Annotated in this window: 15 protein-coding genes and 1 pseudogene; 8 read left to right on the forward strand and 8 right to left on the reverse strand. The window is 70.5% G+C overall.

Annotation, left to right across the window (positions count from 1 at the left end; translation table 11 throughout):
• Positions 1 to 8: 8 nt before the first annotated feature.
• The 6 genes and pseudogenes from E3O42_RS01685 to E3O42_RS18385 form a co-directional block, all read left to right on the forward strand.
• A complete protein-coding gene (locus E3O42_RS01685; protein ID WP_134452216.1) occupies positions 9 to 1,142 on the forward strand; it encodes a putative F420-0 ABC transporter permease subunit in 1,134 nt (377 codons plus the stop codon).
• Positions 1,139 to 2,155 (forward strand): ABC transporter ATP-binding protein, encoded by a 1,017-nt coding sequence (locus E3O42_RS01690; RefSeq protein WP_134452217.1) that lies wholly within the window; start codon positions 1,139 to 1,141, stop codon positions 2,153 to 2,155. Before E3O42_RS01685 ends, E3O42_RS01690 begins: the two co-directional genes overlap by 4 nt.
• Positions 2,152 to 3,645: a 2-phospho-L-lactate transferase gene (gene cofD / locus E3O42_RS01695; protein ID WP_166787865.1), complete on the forward strand. Its 1,494-nt coding sequence runs from the start codon at positions 2,152 to 2,154 to the stop codon at positions 3,643 to 3,645. The genes E3O42_RS01690 and cofD overlap by 4 nt, the downstream gene beginning before the upstream one ends.
• Before the next feature lie 84 nt (positions 3,646 to 3,729).
• Positions 3,730 to 4,206 (forward strand): hypothetical protein, encoded by a 477-nt coding sequence (locus E3O42_RS01700; protein WP_134452218.1) that lies wholly within the window; start codon positions 3,730 to 3,732, stop codon positions 4,204 to 4,206.
• 108 nt (positions 4,207 to 4,314) lie between these two features.
• Positions 4,315 to 5,193: an alpha/beta fold hydrolase gene (locus E3O42_RS01705; protein ID WP_134452219.1), complete on the forward strand. Its 879-nt coding sequence runs from the start codon at positions 4,315 to 4,317 to the stop codon at positions 5,191 to 5,193.
• 143 nt (positions 5,194 to 5,336) lie between these two features.
• Positions 5,337 to 5,768: pseudogene (locus E3O42_RS18385) on the forward strand (lysoplasmalogenase family protein); the annotation flags it as partial.
• Here E3O42_RS18385 and E3O42_RS01715 read toward each other — a convergent pair.
• The 6 genes from E3O42_RS01715 to E3O42_RS01740 form a co-directional block, all read right to left on the reverse strand.
• On the reverse strand, positions 5,667 to 7,751 hold the full coding sequence (locus E3O42_RS01715) for a heavy metal translocating P-type ATPase (RefSeq protein WP_241984559.1): 2,085 nt from the start codon (positions 7,749 to 7,751) through the stop codon (positions 5,667 to 5,669). The pseudogene E3O42_RS18385 and the gene E3O42_RS01715 sit on opposite strands and share 102 nt — an antisense overlap.
• Before the next feature lie 21 nt (positions 7,752 to 7,772).
• Positions 7,773 to 8,006, reverse strand: coding sequence for a heavy-metal-associated domain-containing protein (locus E3O42_RS01720; RefSeq protein WP_134452221.1), 234 nt, complete (start codon positions 8,004 to 8,006; stop codon positions 7,773 to 7,775).
• Between the two features lie 89 nt (positions 8,007 to 8,095).
• On the reverse strand, positions 8,096 to 8,845 hold the full coding sequence (locus tag E3O42_RS01725; protein WP_241984560.1) for a Crp/Fnr family transcriptional regulator: 750 nt from the start codon (positions 8,843 to 8,845) through the stop codon (positions 8,096 to 8,098).
• Complete coding sequence (locus tag E3O42_RS01730; RefSeq protein ID WP_134452222.1) at positions 8,842 to 11,499, reverse strand: multicopper oxidase domain-containing protein; 2,658 nt, start codon at positions 11,497 to 11,499, stop codon at positions 8,842 to 8,844. Before E3O42_RS01730 ends, E3O42_RS01725 begins: the two co-directional genes overlap by 4 nt.
• Positions 11,496 to 12,704, reverse strand: a complete 1,209-nt coding sequence (locus E3O42_RS01735) for a hypothetical protein (protein WP_241984561.1) — start codon at positions 12,702 to 12,704, stop codon at positions 11,496 to 11,498. The genes E3O42_RS01730 and E3O42_RS01735 overlap by 4 nt, the downstream gene beginning before the upstream one ends.
• A gap of 32 nt (positions 12,705 to 12,736) precedes the next feature.
• Positions 12,737 to 13,063, reverse strand: coding sequence for a DUF2249 domain-containing protein (locus tag E3O42_RS01740; protein WP_240632282.1), 327 nt, complete (start codon positions 13,061 to 13,063; stop codon positions 12,737 to 12,739).
• A 124-nt stretch (positions 13,064 to 13,187) separates the two neighbouring features.
• Between E3O42_RS01740 and E3O42_RS01745 the strand changes: the two genes are divergently transcribed.
• Complete coding sequence (locus E3O42_RS01745) at positions 13,188 to 13,526, forward strand: non-heme iron oxygenase ferredoxin subunit (protein WP_134452223.1); 339 nt, start codon at positions 13,188 to 13,190, stop codon at positions 13,524 to 13,526.
• A 56-nt stretch (positions 13,527 to 13,582) separates the two neighbouring features.
• Here the strand turns inward: E3O42_RS01745 and E3O42_RS01750 are convergent, their stop codons facing one another.
• Together E3O42_RS01750 and moaA are read right to left on the reverse strand one after the other, a co-directional pair.
• Positions 13,583 to 14,251 (reverse strand): helix-turn-helix transcriptional regulator, encoded by a 669-nt coding sequence (locus E3O42_RS01750; protein WP_134452224.1) that lies wholly within the window; start codon positions 14,249 to 14,251, stop codon positions 13,583 to 13,585.
• A 44-nt stretch (positions 14,252 to 14,295) separates the two neighbouring features.
• Positions 14,296 to 15,411, reverse strand: coding sequence for a GTP 3',8-cyclase MoaA (gene moaA, locus E3O42_RS01755; RefSeq protein WP_134452225.1), 1,116 nt, complete (start codon positions 15,409 to 15,411; stop codon positions 14,296 to 14,298).
• A 181-nt stretch (positions 15,412 to 15,592) separates the two neighbouring features.
• On the opposite strand from moaA, the gene E3O42_RS01760 reads away from it, so the two are divergent.
• The gene (locus tag E3O42_RS01760) at positions 15,593 to 16,918 is read left to right on the forward strand and encodes an MFS transporter (RefSeq protein WP_134452226.1); all 1,326 of its coding nucleotides are present in this window, start codon (positions 15,593 to 15,595) and stop codon (positions 16,916 to 16,918) included.
• The last annotated feature ends 312 nt before the right edge of the window (positions 16,919 to 17,230 follow it).

Consider the following 17,230-nt stretch of genomic DNA (forward strand, 5'->3'; position numbering starts at 1 on the left):
GACCACGGATGACCGTCACCCCGAGCAGGCAGGGCCCCGGCACCGCCGCGCCCGGCGGGCCCGCGGAAAATGGTGCGCCAGGCACCTATACGGCATCCGCTCGCGCTCGACGCAGCGGGCCGGGACGGTACCTGGTCTGGCTGGTCGCGGCGGTGGTGGCGCTGGTGCTCGGCAGCGCCGTGGCCGTGACGATCGGCCCGGCCGACGTGAGCCTGGCGCAGGTGTGGGCCAGTGTGGCCGGCCACCTCGGCCTGCCCGGGCTCGCCGGCGACACCCCGGTGCCGCCGCTCACCGACGCGATCGTCTGGCAGCTGCGGATGCCGCGGGTTCTCACCTCCGCCACGGTGGGCGCGGGCCTCGCGCTCAGTGGCGCGGTCATGCAGAGCGTCACCCGCAACCCGCTCGCCGACCCGTACCTGCTCGGCCTGTCCTCCGGCGCGTCACTGGGCGCGGTCTGCGTGGTCATCCTCGGCATCGGCTTCGCGCTGCCGGCGGCCGCGTTCGCCGGGGCGCTGATCGCCCTGTTCGCTACCCTCAACATCGCCCGCGTCGGCGGCAGCATCACCCCAGGCCGGGCCGTGCTGGCCGGGCTGGCGATCGCCCAGCTTGGCTCCGCGGGCACCTCGTTCATCATCTTCTGGGCCGCCAAGGGCGACTCCTACCGGGAGATCCTCAACTGGCTGCTCGGTTCCCTGGCCGGCAGCTCGTGGAGCAGCGTGCTGATCTCCTCGGTCGCGCTGGTCGTGGTGGGCACCGGCATCCTGCTCGCCGCCAGCCGGCTGGATGCGTTCACCTTCGGCGACACGAACGCCGCGTCGTTGGGCATCAACGTGAACGCCACCCGCTGGGGGTTTCTCGTGGCGGTGGCGTTGCTCACCGGCGCGATGGTGGCCGTGAGCGGCGCGATCGGCTTCGTGGGGCTGATCCTGCCGCACCTGGTGCGCGGGCTCAGCGGCCCGGGGCACCGTCGCCTGCTTCCGCTGGTCGCGGTGGTGGGCGCGCTGTTCCTGGTGCTGGCCGACACCCTCGCCCGCACCGTCTTCGACCCGCGCGAGCTGCCGGTGGGCATCATCACGGCGTTCATCGGCGTGCCCGTGTTCATCCTGCTGATCAAGCGCAAGCGAAGCGCGGCCTGGGCATGAGTGTCGAGCGCGGCGCCGCCGCCAGGTCACGAGACGACACGTCGGGCCTGTTCCGGAGCCCGCCAGGGGCCCCAACGGTCACCTCGCCGGATGCCGTCGAGCGAGACGACACTTCGGGCCCGTTCGGGAGCGCTCAAGGGGCCCCAACTGCCACCTCGGCTGCGCCGGGCGACGCGGGGACGGCGACGGCCGCATCGGGCGTCGTGCTCGACGGGGTCTCCCTCAGCATCGAGGGCACCAACATCCTGCAGGGCATCTCGGCGACCCTGCCGCCCGGCACCGTGACCGGACTGCTCGGGCCGAACGGCGCAGGCAAGTCCAGCCTGCTGCGGATCATCGCCGGCATCGAGCGGGCGGATGCCGGCACCGTCGCCCTGGACGGCGCCGTCGTGGGGCAGCTGCGCCGGCGGGAGGCCGCCCGGCGCATCGCGCTGCTGGAGCAGAACGTCGCCCCCAGCGTCGACCTGTCCGTGCGCGACGTGGTGCTGCTCGGCCGCATCCCGCACCGCAGCCGGCTGCTCGGAAGTTTCGGTGGCGACGACGACCTCGCCGTGGCCGTCGAGGCGCTGGCGATGGTGGGTGCAGGCGACCTCCTCGACCGGCGCTGGCACACCCTCAGCGGCGGTCAGCAGCAGCGCGTGCAGATCGCCCGGGCCCTGGCCCAACGGCCGAGCCTGCTGCTGCTGGACGAACCCACCAACCACCTCGACGTGAGTGCGCAGCTCTCGCTGCTGCACCAGGTGCGCGGGCTGGGCCTCACCTCGGTGCTCGCCCTGCACGACCTCAACCTCGCCGCGGCCTACTGCGACCGCATCGTGCTGCTGCAGGAGGGTCGGCTGGTCGCGTTCGGCACGCCAGCCGAGGTGCTGCGCCCCGAGACCATCCGGGCGGTGTACGGCGTCGACTGCGACATCATGCCGCACCCCCGCACCGGGCTGCCGGTGATCGTGTTCTCCGGGCCAGACGAGCACGCCGCGCCCGGCCCGGCAGCCCCGACTGAAGGAAACCCATGACCCGAGTCACAGTTCTCGCCGGCGGCGTCGGCGGCGCCCGCTTCACCCGCGGGCTGCTGCAGCAGCTGGCATCCGTGGACGCCCGAGTTGCCGCGAATGACCCCTTCGGCAGCCGTGAAGGGGCATTTTCCGGCACGTCGGCGCAGGGAGCCACCGCCAGCGAGGTCACCGTGATCGTCAACACCGGCGACGACATGTGGCTCGACGGCCTGCGCATCTGCCCCGACCTCGACACCGTGATGTACACCCTCGGCGGCGGCATCAGCGAGGAGCAGGGCTGGGGCCGCCCCGACGAGTCCCGGCGCACCTCCGCCGAGATCGCCGCCTACGGGCGCGGCTGGTCGTGGTTCACCCTCGGCGACCTCGACCTGGCCACCCACATCGTGCGCACCGACCTGCTGCGGGGCGGCGCCACCCTCAGCGCTGCCACCGAGTTCCTGTGCCGGCGTTGGCAGCCCGGCGCCCGGCTGCTGCCGATGAGCGACCAGTTCGTGGAGACTCATGTGCGGCTCGCGGCGGATGCCGACGAGCACCGGGCCGGCGACCTCATCCACTTCGAGGAGTGGTGGGTGCGCTACCGCGCCGGCAAGCCCGTCAGCGAGTTCGTGCAGGTGGGCCTGGCCGACGCCGTCGCGGCCCCCGGCGTGATCGAGGCCATCCTCGACGCGGACCTGGTGATCCTGCCGCCGTCGAACCCCGTCGTGTCGGTCGGCACGATCCTGAGCGTCCCGGGCATCCGTGACGCCCTCCGCAGCACCACGGCGCGGGTCGTGGGCGTCTCGCCGATCATCTCCGGCGCCTCGGTTCGCGGCATGGCCGACGCCTGCCTGAACACCATCGGCGTGCAGACCTCCGCCCTCGCGGTGGGGCTGCATTACGGCTCCCGCCGCGGCGACGGGGTGCTCGACGCCTGGCTCGTCGACAAGACGGATGCCGACGCTGTGCCCGCGCTCGAGGCCGCCGGCATCCGCGCTGTCGCTGTGCCGCTCTGGATGAGCGATGTGGCCGCGACCGCGCAGATCGCCGCCGAGGCCCTGCACATCGCCGCTGGTCTCACGGACGCGCCAACCCCTGACCTGCCGATCGCGGAGTTCGCCTTTCCCGGCCCGTTGCGCGACCGACTGGTGGCCGCCATCCTGGACGGGTCGAAGACGTCCACGACGTCCACGCTCATCGAATACGGCATCGAGGACGTGCCGCTGCCCGTCGTCGGCAGCCGGCAGGTCGTGATCGACTCGGCCGGCCATCCGGTGGCGGTCATCGAGACCACCGGCGTGCGGGTGACTCGACTCGCCGACGTCGACCTCGACCATGCCCGCGACGAAGGCGAGGGCTATACCTCCGTGGCCGCCTGGCGGGCCGGCCATGAGACTTTCTGGCACAGCGACGACATGCGCGCCAGCATCGGCGACCCTGCCTTCACCGTGATCGATGACACCCCGGTTGTGCTCGAACGGATGCGGGTCGTGCGCGTGCTACCGCGCGCCTGACCCGCCCGGGCAAGCGGAACCCCGCCGAGCGGCCTACTATCGCCGGTAAGTAATGCCGGTGCGATCACGGAAGGTGGAATCAACATGGACACTGCCACAGTCATTTGGATCATCGTGGGCATCGTCGTCGTGCTCGCCATCATCAGCGTGATCGCCGTCGTCGCTTCCCGGCGCGGCAGGGAGCAGCGCGAGAAGAAACGCCTCGCCGACCAGGAGCGAGCCGAGGAGATGCGCCGGGAAGCCGAGGCCCGTGCAATCGACGCCCGCGAGAACGAGGCCAAGGCCACCCGGGCGCAGGCGGATGCCCAACAGGCGCAGGTAGACGCCGACCGGCTGCGCCAGGAAGCCGACCAACGCCAGGCCGAAGCGCAGGACCTGCGCGCCCATTCCGAGCAGCAGAGCCGTCAGGCCGACGAGATCGATCCCACCGTGGACACGCGCCACGGCGGGCGCCACGACGACACCGCGACCGGTGCCGGCGAGTCAGACGAGCGCCCGGCGGCCACCGAGGCGCGCCACACCGAACAGCCCCCGCAGCAGGGCACCGACGACCGGGCCTGAGACCGCCTTCTCGGCACCCTGGCCCTGCCGGGGAACACGCAGCCGCGCTACTCTCGGCTATGTCGAAGCGCCACGCGCCGACCCGCCCCCGAGCGAAGGGCCACCCTCATGTCTCCTGCTCCCACGCCGACCCGCGCCTACGGCACCTGGCCGGGCGGGATGCCCTACCTCGCCGTCGGCTCCGGCCCGCCGCTGGTGTTCCTGCCCGGCACCACCCCGAACCATGAGGCTCCCGTGGGTGTCGAGCGTCGTTTCCACGCCCGGCAGGTGATGCCGTACGCCGGGTCGCGCAGGGTGTGGTGGGTGAACCGGCGGCCGGGCCTCGACCCCGCCGCCACGATGGCCGACATCGCCGCCGACTACGCCAATGCGATGCTGCGGCGTTTCGACGAGCCCGTCGACGTGATCGGCGAGTCCACCGGCGGCAGCGTGGCGCTGCAGCTCGCCGCCGACCATCCGGCCGTCGTGAAGCGGCTCGTGATCGTGTCCGCCGCGTACAGGCTCAGCGAGGAGGGCCGCGACACCATGATGCGGGTGGCCGACCACGTTCTCGACGGCCGGCCGCGCGCCGCCGGCGCGGAGCTGATGCGGATGACGGGCTCCGGCGCCCTGTCCAACCGCCTGCTGGCGGGGCTGGGCTGGCTGGTCGGCAAGCCCTTCTTCGCCCGTGTCACCGCCGACCTGATGACCACCATCCGGGCCGAGGATGGCTTCAACCTGCACACCAGGTTGGCCGACATCCTCGCCCCCACGCTCCTGATCGGCGGGGACCGGGATGCGTTCTACTCGGCCGAACTTTTCCGCCAGACGGCGGAGGGCATCCCCCGCGCTCACCTGGCCCTCTACTCCGGCCGAGGCCACATGAACACCGCCCTGGATCCCCGGTTCCTGACCGACGTGCTCACGTTCCTCGACCCGCCCGACGACGCCGGCTCGCCGGCCGGACCTCGGTACAGTGAGGGAGACATTCGTCCCACATCGAAGTGAGCACAGTGCAAGAATCCCGTGTTGCCGTTCGGCCAGCACCATCCGTCCTTCCGTTTCTGCCGATCATCGTAGTCAGCCTGATCCACCTGGGCGCCATTCTGCTGTCCCTGTACGGCGTCGTGGAGTGGACGAAGCCGTTGCTCATGCCGGCGCTGGTGATCGGGCTCATCTGGGGCGCGCCGCAGCGTCAAGCGCCGGCCGTTGTGCTGGGGGTACTCGCCCTGGTCTTCTCCTGGGTGGGCGACGTCACCCTCCGGTGGTTCGTCATCGGCCTGGCATTCTTCCTGCTGGCGCACATTGCCTACCTCGCGCTTTTCGTCACCCGGCTCGCCGTGCGTCGGGTGCAATGGTGGGCCGTCGCCTATGCGGCCTGGCTCGTCGTGCTACTGACGATCCTGGGCGCACATACCGGCTCCCTGCTGATTCCGGTCATCGCCTACGGCATCGTGCTCTCTGCGATGGCCGCATTCGCGTCACGGTGCAACCGCTGGGTCGCGTGGGGCGGGGCACTCTTCGTCGTCTCGGACTCGATGCTGGCCATCAACAGATTCCTCCCGGCTGCCGGCATACCCCTGGCTGATTTTCTGATCATGGTCACCTACATCGCGGCCCAGACGCTCATCGTTTGGGGGTTGCTGCGGCACGAGCGGGCGCGGGTGGCTTCGGCGTAGCAGCCGCATCGCGTTGACGATCACGAGCAGAACGGATGCCTCGTGCACGAGCATCCCCACGGCCATGCTCACGCCGCCCAGCAGCACCCCGGCCAGCAGCAGCACCACCGTGATCAGGGCGACGGCCACGTTCTGGTGCATGGTGCGCACGGTGCGCCGGGCCAGGTCGATGGCCACGGGCAACATCAGCAGGTTGTCACCCATCAGGGCGATATCGGCGGTTTCGACCGCCACCGCCGACCCGGCCGCGCCCATGGCGATGCCGACGTCCGCCGTGGCCAACGCCGGGGCATCGTTCACGCCGTCGCCCACCATCGCCACAACGTGCCCGTCCTGTTGCAGCCGCGTCACGACGTCGAGCTTGTCCTCGGGCAGCAGTGATGCCCGGATCTCATCGATGCCGACCGCGGCGCCGACCATGGCGGCCACCAGCGGGCCGTCGCCGGTGAGCATAATGACCCTGTGCACCCCGGCGGCGCGCAGCCCCGCCACCATGCGGGCGGCGTCGGGACGCACCTCGTCTGCAACCGCGAGGACCCCGGCCATGATGCCGTCGATCACGACGATCAGCGGTGTGCTTCCGCGGGCGGCGAGGCCGGCGGCCACCGTGACGGCCGCATCCGGGTCGTCGATGGCGTGAGCGGCAAGCAGCGCCGGGTTGCCGATCAGCACGGTGCGCCCGGCCACGGCGGCGATTATGCCCTGGCCGGGAATCGACCTGATGGTGTCGGGCAGGTGGGTTCCACCGGCACCGGGAGCTCCGGCACAAGCGCCCGTCGTCGCGCTCTCCGCGGCGGCCAGCACGATCGCTCCGGCCAGCGGATGCTCGGAGCCGGCCTCGGCCCGAGCGGCCCAGCCGAGCACGTCGGCGCGGGTCAGTTCGGGGTTCAGCACCACCACGTCGGTCAGCACCGGGCGACCGCGGGTGAGGGTTCCGGTCTTGTCGACGGCGACGACCGTGATCCTGGATGCGGTCTCGAGGAACTCGCCGCCCTTGATCAGGATTCCGGACCGGGCGGCGCGGCCGATCCCGGCGACGATCGCGACAGGAATCGAGATGACCAGGGCGCCGGGGCAGCCGATCACCAGCAGCGTCAGCGCCAGGAACAGGTCGCCGGTGACCAGACCGACGACCACGGCGAGCACCAGGATGCCGGGGGTGTACCAGGCGGAGAACCTGTCCATGAAGACCTGGGTCGGGGCGGTGGCGTCCTGCGCCTCCTCCACCCTGTGCACGATGCGGGCCAGGGTGGTGCCCGCGCCGACCTCGGTGGCCTCAACCTGCAGCAAACCGCCGGAGGACATCGTGCCGGCGAAGACCCTGTCGCCGGGGACCTTGGCCACCGGGAGGGATTCGCCCGTGATCGAGGCTTCGTCGAGGGTGCCGGTGCCCTGCGTCACGATGCCGTCCACCGGCACCCGCGCGCCGGTTTTGACCAGCACGGTCTCGCCGCTGAGCACGGCGGCGGCCGGCACCTCGGTCTGCGCGCCGCCACGCAGCACCAGGGCCACGTCGGGCGCCAGCGCCACGAGGGCGGTCAGGGCGGACCGGGTGCGGTTCAGGGTCGCCGTTTCGAGGGCGTGGCCGATGGCGAACAGAAAGGTCACCGCGGCGGCCTCCCAGTATTCGCCGAGTACGACAGCGCCCACCGTGGCCACGGTGACGAGCAGGTCGATGCCGACCACACGCCCCGACAGGCCGCGCAGGGCCGCCCGGGCGATCGGGGTGCCGGCCACAACGGCGGCCGCCACCATCGCCGTGTCCGAGACCAGGCTCAGCGATGGCACCAGACCGGCCAACCAGGCCGCCGCGATCAGCGTCCCGGACACGGCCGGAATCGTCCAACGGGTGTTCAGCCGGCGGCCGAGGCCGGCAGCGGTGCGCATGTCCCTCCCCCGACCTGGGCGTCAGAACGCGGCCAGGCGGGCGGTGTAGCCGGCCTTGCCGACCGCGGCGATGAGGGCATCCGTCGTTGCCAGGGCCGGGTCGTGGTCGATCTCGATGCGGGCGGAGGAGAAGAACACGGCCACCCCGGTGACGCCGGGCAGCCGGCCGACCAGCTTCTCGATCTTGGCGACGCACGAGGGGCAGGAGAAGCCGTCGGCCCGCAGGATGGTGTGGGTGGTGGTGAGCGTCGTCATGGTGTGTCCTTTCGTAGGGGCCGTGCACCCCGGCTGACCGGGGCAGTCACGACGTTACGGAGCCGGCTCGCCGGCGACCATGACGGCCGTCACTTTGCGGCGAGCAGGCCGGTCCGGTCGAGCACCGCGGTCCAGCGGCGGCCCGAGTCGATGAGTCCGTCGCGGCGGAGCCGGCTCATCGTGCGGGACACCGACTCGGCACTGGTGCCCGCCATGGCGGCCAGGTCGGCGCGGGTCAGGGGTAGCTGGATGAGGGTCGCGCCGGGGTCGTCGCCCGGCACGCCGAAGCTGTCGGCCAGGCGGAGCAGGCCGGCCGCCACCCGTTCGGTGACGGTGGCGGAGGCCTGCTCCTGCTCGGTGGAGCGGGCGCGGGCGAGACGGTCGGCGACCACGTCGAGCACGCCAAGCGCCACCGACGGATACGCAAGCATCACCTCGCGGAAGGCGCCGGCGTCGATGCGGAGGGCGCAGGTGGTGACCAGGGCCACGGCCGTCTCGGTGTAGCCGCTGCGGCCCGCCCAGGTGAGGCCGCCGAGCACGTCTCCCGGCCCGAAGAAGTCGAGGCTGGTGCGCTGGCCGGCGGGGGTGGTGCGGAAGGCCTTCGCCTGGCCGGCCGCGAGCAGATAGACGTGCTCGGCGGGGTCGCCGGCGGTGAACACGGCCTCGCCGGCGGACCAGGCCAGCGACTCCATTTGTCTGCCGATCAAGGCCAGCTCGACGCCGGGCAGGTCGTGGAAGAGGCCGATCTGCCCGAGGATGCGCAGTTGCATCGCGGGCGGGCACGGGTGCGGGCGTCCGCAGGTGCTGCGCAGCGGCACCGTGCGCCGGGGCTCACTCACGGCAGCACCTCGATGACGCCGCGGGCGCCCTTCTCGGCATCCGACATGGTGTGGCTCACGAACGGGTAGTGGCCGGCCTGGCTGAAGCTGAGCTCCACGAAACCGCCTTGCGCCGCGGCGAGATCGAGCACCTGGGCACCGCCGGTTCCGGTGCTGCCGCCGTCTTTGAGCGAGTAGTCACCCTCCTTGAAGACCGTGGAGAACTGGCCGCCGACGACGTGGAAGGCGCTGCCCACATTCGGGCCGGCATCCAGAACCCAGACCCGCACGCTCTCGCCCACCCGGGCCTCGATCGGGCGGGCAGCGTACTGGTTGGCGTAGCCGTTGAAGACGACGAGGTCGGGGGTCTGCGCCTCAACCTTGAGGTCGTCGACCTCGCCGCCCTGCGCGCCGAGGTAGAGCTCGGACTGCACGACGAGGTACTCCCGATCAACCTCGGCCAGGCCGGGCGGGTCGATGATGACGGCGCCGAACATGCCGTTGGCGATGTGCACCGACGTGGGCATGGTGGAGCAGTGGTACAGCCAGATGCCCGACCGGGTGGCGGTGAACGTATAGACCAGGCTCTCGCCGGGCTGGATAGTGCGCATCACGTCATCGGGGGCGATGTCGCCGGCGTGGAAGTCGATGGAATGGCCCATCGTGCCCTCGTTCACCAGGGTGATCTCGAACACGTCGCCGACCGTGCCGCGCAGGGTGGGTCCGGGAGCGGTGCCGTTGAAGGTCCACAGCATCTGGGTGACGCCCGGCGCCACTTCGGTCTCCACATTGCGCACGGTCAGGGTCTGCCGGTGCACGGTGTCGGACGGGGCGGGCGGCAGTGTGGCGTCCCTCGCCTCGAATGCGGCGCCGGGCACCGCCATCGGGTCGAGGTCGTCGGCGGCGGATGCCCCGGTCGCAGCAGAGCCGCGGCCGGTGTGGGTGCCGTCTGCGGACACGCCCGCCATACCGTCCATCGACGTGCCGTCGCCGGCATCGGCTGCGCTGTCGCCGCCCACGGCGACGATGCTGATCTCCATGCCCAGCAGCCGGTGTCCGGCGATCGAGCACCAGCCGTCCACGCTCGCGCCGATCACGCCAACGGCCACGGTCTCGGTGGCGCCCGGGTCGAGCGAGCCGGAGACCAGCCCGGACTCGAGCACCAGGTTGTGCACCATGTCATCGCTGTTGGTGAGGTCTATCACCAGTTCGTCACCGATAGGCACCTCGATGCGGTCGGGCACGAACCGGGTGTTCACCATGTCCACGTCCACCGTGGTGGTGTGCCCGGTCGCGGCACCGGCGGCGGTGCCGGCGGCCTGGGTCGACACCGTCGACAGGCCGACAGAGGCCGGGTCGGCCACGATGCCCACGGTCACCGTGAGCAGCAGCACGGTCGCGGCCGCGAGCATCCGCCCGGTGCTGCGGGGTCGCTCGGCCGGCACCGCGCGTTCGCCCGGTGCGATGCGCACGAGCGGGAGGGCGCGTACCCGCCGGTTGGTGCGGAGCGCCAGGGTGAACAGCACCAGGAAACTGGCCAGGGTGCCCACGGTGAGCATCGACAGCAGCACGGTGAGGGTGCTGGACACCGGCAGCAGTGTGAGGGCGAGGGCGCCGTTGACGACCACGGCCCGGAACAGGCCGCCCCGGTCGAGTTCGGCCGCGGTGGCCTTGAGGGCGGCAGGGCCGCCGCCGAGCACCACGGGTACCAGATGGCTCAGGGCGCCGAGCAGGATCTGTGCGGCGAAGCCGACCGCGAAGTACGGCACCAGGGTTTCCACACCGGCGGCGGCGGCCGTCCAGCTGGGGGCGAGGGCCAGCTGCAGGCCGAAACCGAAGGTGCAGAGCGCGAACCAGGCCAGCGCGGCGCCGAGGCTCCAGGCTGCGAAGGTGACGGCGGGGGCACGGCGCAGGTGGCCGACGGCCTCCCCAAGCACCATGCCCAGCCCGACCAGGTAGACCAGCACCCCCAGGGCCACGATCAGGCGCAGGTCGGCCAGGCAGCCGAGTGCGAGTAGACCGAGTGCGCCCACGAGCACCGTGAGGGTGTGGCCGCCGGCGAGAGTGGCGCCCTCCACCCGGGTGTGCAGCACCGTGGGCCAGAGCAGGGCGATGGTGCCGATCACGGTAAGGCCCACCCAGCCGAGCAAGTTGAGGCCGAGGTGTCCGATGAAGAGGCGCTCGTAGTCTTCGCCGCCACCGTCGAGCCTGGCCATCAGAATGCCCAGAACCACCCCGCCGGCCAGCATCAGCGCGCTGGCCACGTAGTAGCGCACCAGCGGGGCGAACCGGCCCGGCATCGCGCCACGGGACTGGCTCACGATCACGACGGCGTGCATGATCGCGTTCAGGCCCACCAGGATGCCGCCGACCAGCACCAGCGGGTAGGCGTCGATGACCATTCCCGTCATCACCAGGATGGCGCCCACGGTGTGCGCGCTCAGCCGCAGCCCGAGCGAGAAGCGGTGGCCAAGGGCCTTGCGTCTCAGCAAGGTGTCGGCGAAGTGTTGGCTCCAGATCAGGATGGCGGTGCTCACCGCGCCGAGTAGCAGCAGGTGCACGAGCAGCCAGCCCGACGACGGAACCAGGCGGTGCAGGACGGTGAAAACCACCGCGGCGGCCAGCCAGGCGGGCACCAGAATGCCCGAGACAATGTGCCAGAGCCGGTTTTTCATAGGAGCGAGCCTCGCAGGGGTGTGGGCGTCGGCACGGCGGTGCCGCGCAGTGCCGGGCGAGCAGGCAGCACCGTGGCGCCGCGCAGCACCGAGATCACGGCTACAGCCACGAACAGCAGCACCGCGACGATGTTGAACACGCCGCCCCACTGCACCAGCACCGGCCAGCCGTAGGCGTCGCCGAGCAGCACCCGGGCCAGCAGCGAGGCGTGCAGCAGCGCGGCCGGCAGGTACATGATCGGCCGGTAGGGCAGCGGCCGGCGCAGCACGGCCGGCAGGATGGTGGGGGCATGCGCCATGATCATCGACATCACGAAGCCGAGGAACACGGCGTGCATCATGGCGTCGTAGGCGGGGCCGGAGTAGACCGGGCCCCGCAGCAGCCAGATACCGCCCACCACGACCAGCCAGCCGTAGCCGGCCAGCAGGCAGCAGGCCATGTAGCGGGGCAGCCCGACCGAGCGCACCATGCGGGTGGCGATGTCGTGGCGGAACAGCCAGGCCACCAGCGCCAGCATCCCGGCGCCCAGCAGCGGGTAGCCGGCGACCGGCCAGACCAGGGCGATGACCGAGCCGAAGCTGAGGGTGAGGCTGATGCCGAGCATCCACCGTTCGGCCCGACGGTTCACGGTGGGCGAGATGCGGGACAGCTCGAGGCGCTCGCCGGCGATAGTGAGCACCAGGTAGAGGATCAGCAGCGGCGCGAGCTGCGGGATGCCGATGCCGCGCAGCCACAACACCGTCGCCATCAGCCCGGCGACGGCGCCGAGCACCTGCACCGCGGTGGACACCGACCCCTGCCGACGCCAGATCTCGGCGTAGATGGCCAGCAGCATGGCGCAGCCGGCGACGAGGGCGACCTGGCCCACGATCACCGGCAGCGGTGAGATGAGGGCGAGACCACCGGCGCCGAGCAGCCCCGGGGACAGGTAGGCCCAGCCGCGGCGCACCGCCACCGCCCGCTCGAGCACGACGACGGTGCCGACGAAGCCGAACACCATCAGCGGCCCGTGCACCGCACTGAGCCGCGCGCTGTCGACCGGGGCCGCCAGGCCAAGCAGCAGTAGCGCGCCGTCGAGTCCGGCGAGCAGGGCGATGCCGCCCAGGAGCAGGAAGACCAGCCGGCCGGTGACCTTCGGCCGTGCCGCCGGACCGGTGCCGCGCGCGGCGCTGCCGGTGCGGCGGAGGGGGCTGAGCGTGGTCATCGGCGGCGGCGGGTCAGGCAGGCGAGCGCTGGCTAGTTGGCGCGGGTGAGGCGGATGGTCCAGGTTTCGGGTCCGTTCTCGAGGTAGGAGACGACGAAGTCGCCGGGGCGGCTGCTTTCGAGCTGGCCGAGCAACGGCAGTGGGTTGTGCGAGGCGATCAGGTCGAGGGCGAAGCCGGGCTGGATCGCACCGAGCGCTCCGAAAATCGTGGCGTGGCGGATGGCGTGCGGGATGGTGCGGGAGTCGAGGACGATCTTCTCGGTGTCCTCGTGGCCGCAGGCGCAGGCATGCCCAGCGGGGGCTTCGACATCCACGGCACCGGGACGGCTGGATGAGAGGTTGATCGGTTCGGCAGTCACAAGAATTCTCCTTCGCCGGGTCGAATGACCCTAGTGAGTCACTTTAGAGGATGCCTATCCTTTTAATCGGGACGTTCGTCCCATCAGCCCAGGCCGGACCAGGACCGGCGGGAACGAGGAGCAGATGGCAACCAGGGTGTGCGCGGAATCCGAGCTCGAGCTCGGCGAAGCGATCAAGGTGATGGTCGACGGCGTGGCTGTGGCCCTGGTGAAAGACAGCGCGGGTAACTGCTTCGCGCTCGGCGACATGTGCTCGCACGCCGACATCTCCCTCTCCGACGGCTTCGTCGAGGACGACGACCTCGAGTGCTGGGCGCACGGCGGCCGGTTCGAGCTCTCCACCGGGCGGGCCCGCACCCTGCCGGCCTCCGAGCCGGTGCCGGTTTACCCGCTCACCATCGTCGACGGCGACGTCTACGTAGACGTCACCACACAGGTCGACGTGTCCTCCTACGTGGCCTGAGACTCCGCGAGCTGTGAGAAAAGCACCACCGCGGGGGCAAACTTGGGGCTTTTCTCTCAGTTCGCGAGACCCTCAGTTCGCATCTCCACGAGACACAGGTGGGGCTGCACGAAGGGCAACAGGCGGATGCCAGAGGCGTCGTGGCCGAGTTCCCGCACCAGGCCCTTGATGAGGCCCAGGTGCACCGAGCAGACCACGTCGGGATTGGCCCGCGCCTCGGCCCGGAACGGGCAGGCGGGCAGGGCGATGGTGTTGTCCTCGACGCGCAGCTGAGGTTCGAAGCCGATCTCGGCGAGCACCCGCAGCAGTGGGGGCATTACGTCAGTGACGGGTCCATCCACCCCAGCCGCGTACTGCGCCGACCAGTGCTCGCCGGCGCGCACCGAGCGTGCGCGGCCGCGGTCGGCGTCCTCGCCGATCACCGAGGCGAGGGCCTGGGTGAGCTGCTGCTGGGCGTCGTCGGCGGGCAGCGGTGCCGCCACCGGGCTGAACAGCACGTGCGGACGGCCACGCTCGCCGGACCTGGCGACCTGGCGTTCGACGAGGCCGGCGGCCTCGAGTTGCTCCAGGTGGAACCGTGCAGTGGTGACGTGTAGGCCGATGCCCGCGGCGACCGTGACGGCGTCGAGCGGCTCGGCGGCGGCGGTCAGCAGGCCGAGCACCCGGCGCCGCGGCTCGCTGGCCAGGGCCGCGTGCCTAGCGTCGCGCTGATCTGTCGAAATCATGATTTTAGAGTAGCAGCGTGCGGTTTAATCGGGCCGGGCGGCGGTCATCCGCCGATGTAGGACATCTCGATCTTCTTGCGGCCGGAGGAGCGCACCGCACCCGTCTGGGCGCTACGCAGCGCGGAGGCACGGTCGGTGCGCTGCCGCCAGATGGAACCCATCGCGGCCGAGAGCTGCTCGTCGCTGCTGCCATCGCGGAGCAGCACGCGCAGGTCGTGGCCCTCGCTGGCGAACAGGCAGGTGAACAGCTTGCCGTCGGTGGAGACCCTGGCCCGCGAGCAGGTGTGGCAGAAGGACTGGGTGACGCTGGAGATCAGGCCGATCTCGCCCTCGCCATCGGCGTAGCGCCAACGTCGGGAGGTCTCGCCGGTGTAGTTGGGCGCCACTTCCTCCAGTGGCAGTTCGGCGTGGATGCGGTCCCGCACCTCGCTGGACGGCAGCACGGCGGCCATGTCCCAGCCGTTGCTGGTGCCCACGTCCATGAACTCGATGAACCGCAGGATGTACGGCGTGCCCTTGAAATGCCGGGCCATGCTGACGACGTCCTGGTCGTTCTGGCCGCGCTTGACGACCATGTTGATCTTGATCGGGCCCAGGCCCACGGCGTGGGCGGCGTCGAGGCCGGCCAGGATGCGGGCGACGGGGAAGTTGACGTCGTTCATGGTGCGGAAGGTGGTGTCGTCGAGGGAGTCCAGCGACACAGTCACCCGCGCCAGGCCCGCATCCTTGAGCGCCTGCGCCTTCATCGCCAACGCCGAACCGTTGGTGGTGAGGGCGATGTCAACGGGCCGGCCGGCCGGGGTGCGCAGGGCGGCAAGCATGGCGATGAGTTCCTCGAGGCCCTTGCGCAGCAGGGGTTCGCCGCCGGTGAGCCGGATCTTCTCCACCCCGTGCGCCACCGAGATGCGCGCCAGCCGGGTCATCTCCTCGAACGAGAGCATCTCATCGCGAGGCATGAAGGCGAAGTCCTTGCCGAAGACCTCCTTGGGCATGCAGTACACGCAGCGGAAGTTGCACCGGTCGGTGACCGACAGGCGCAGGTCGTGCAGCGGACGATTGAGGGTGTCCACGAGGGGCGCATCCACGGTGTGGGCAGGCGGGAGCTGCACGTCACCGGCCAGCGGCTCGATGGCGCGCACGGAGATCGGTGCGCCGGACATACACCGACCCTAACCCCGAACGGTTCGAATTCGCCGCACTGCCCGGGCACGCAGCCGCCCGCTGTTGGTGCGAATCATTTTTCACGGTGTTCGCGCGTTGTCGGCAACTCCGGCGACGGTCAGGCTGACCATTGAGCGAACCATCAGGGTCCGCCGACCCGACCGGAAATCAGGAGCTTTCATGTCAGCCGCCGCTTCCACCGCCGTCAGCAGCCGCCTCGAACCGGACCTGTCCAATTGGGACCCGGAAAACGAAGAGACCTGGGATTCCAAGCTCGCCTGGCGCACCCTGTGGATCACCACCTTCAGTCTGACCCTGGCGTTCGCCTCCTGGTATCTGGTGAGCGCGATCGCGCCGCGGCTCAACGACATCGGCTACGCGCTCGCACCCGAGCAGCTCTACTGGCTGGTGGCCCTGCCCGGTCTGGCCGCCGGCATCCTGCGGCTGGTCTTCATGTTCCTGCCGCCGATCATGGGCACCCGCAACCTGGTGGCGATGTCGTCCGGGCTGCTGATCCTGCCGATGCTCGGCTGGACCCTCGCCGTGCGGGATACCTCGACGCCGTTCTGGGTGCTGCTCTGCCTGTCGTTCTCGGCCGGCATCGGCGGCGGCGCGTTCTCCGGCCTGATGGCCTCCACCAGCTACTTCTTCCCCAAGCGCCTGGCCGGCACGGCACTCGGCCTGCAGGCGGGCCTGGGTAACTTCGGCATCGGCCTGATCCAGCTGCTGCTGCCCTGGGTGGTCGGTTTCGGCCTGCTCGGCACGGCGGCGCTCACCCCGCAGAGCAGCGCGAAGGGCGAACTGGTCTGGCTGCACAACGGCGGGCTGGTGCTCATCCCCTGGGCCCTGCTCGCGATGGTGCTCTCGATCCTGTACCTGCGCCGGGTGCCCATCACGGCCAACTTCGCGCAGCAGGTGGACATCTTCAAGGTCAAGCACACCTGGATCATGACGGCCATCTACCTGATGAGCTTCGGCGCGTACAGCGGCCTGGCCGCGCAGATGGGCCTGATCATCCTCAACGTCTACGGTGACTTCCCGGATGCGCCCAACCCGTTGGCCTTCGCGTTCATCGGCCCCGTCGTGGGTGCCGCCGTGCGCGCCGCGAGCGGCCCGTTCTGCGACAAATTCGGCGGCGCGATCTTCACCTTCGTCGGAGGCGCCGGCATGGTGGTGGGTACGGTCCTGACCGCGTTCTTCCTCACCCCGTCGACTGTCGGCGAGTTTTGGGGCTTCCTCACCGGGATGCTGATCATCTTCTTCTTCGCGGGCCTGGCCAACGGCGGCACCTTCAAGCAGATGCCGATGATCTTCCCCAAGCGCCAGGCCGGCGGCGCAATCGCCTGGACCTCCGCCATCGCGGCGTTCGGCCCGTTCATCGTGGGCATCTCGCTCACGGCGATCAGCCCGACCGCGTTCTTCATCGGCTGCGCCGTGTTCTGCGTCTTCTGCACCGTGCTGGCGTGGGTCTTCTACGCCCGCCCGAACGCCCCTTACCCCGGCTAACCCCGCCCTGCCCCTACGCCCCGCCATTTCCCCGGCGGAATGCATAACTCCTGCAATTTGTGCTCGCCCGGCCAGCCGGCCCCGGATTTCCGGGCCGGCATCCGCTGCCGGAATAAAATTGCAGGAGTTATGCGCATGCCCGGCGGGGATGGTGGGGGCGGTGCTTTGTGTCGGGCCTGGCCCGACGGCCAATGGGCGAAGGGGTTATCCACAAGTTGATATTTGCTCACACAAAGCTTCGTAATCGGGCTAGATTCGGGGCATGACAAACCAGTCGAGTATCGTAGACACCTTCGCCGCTCACAGCGGTGA

Origin of the sequence: Cryobacterium adonitolivorans (assembly GCF_004402695.1) — a bacterium.
Lineage (GTDB): Bacteria > Actinomycetota > Actinomycetes > Actinomycetales > Microbacteriaceae > Cryobacterium > Cryobacterium adonitolivorans.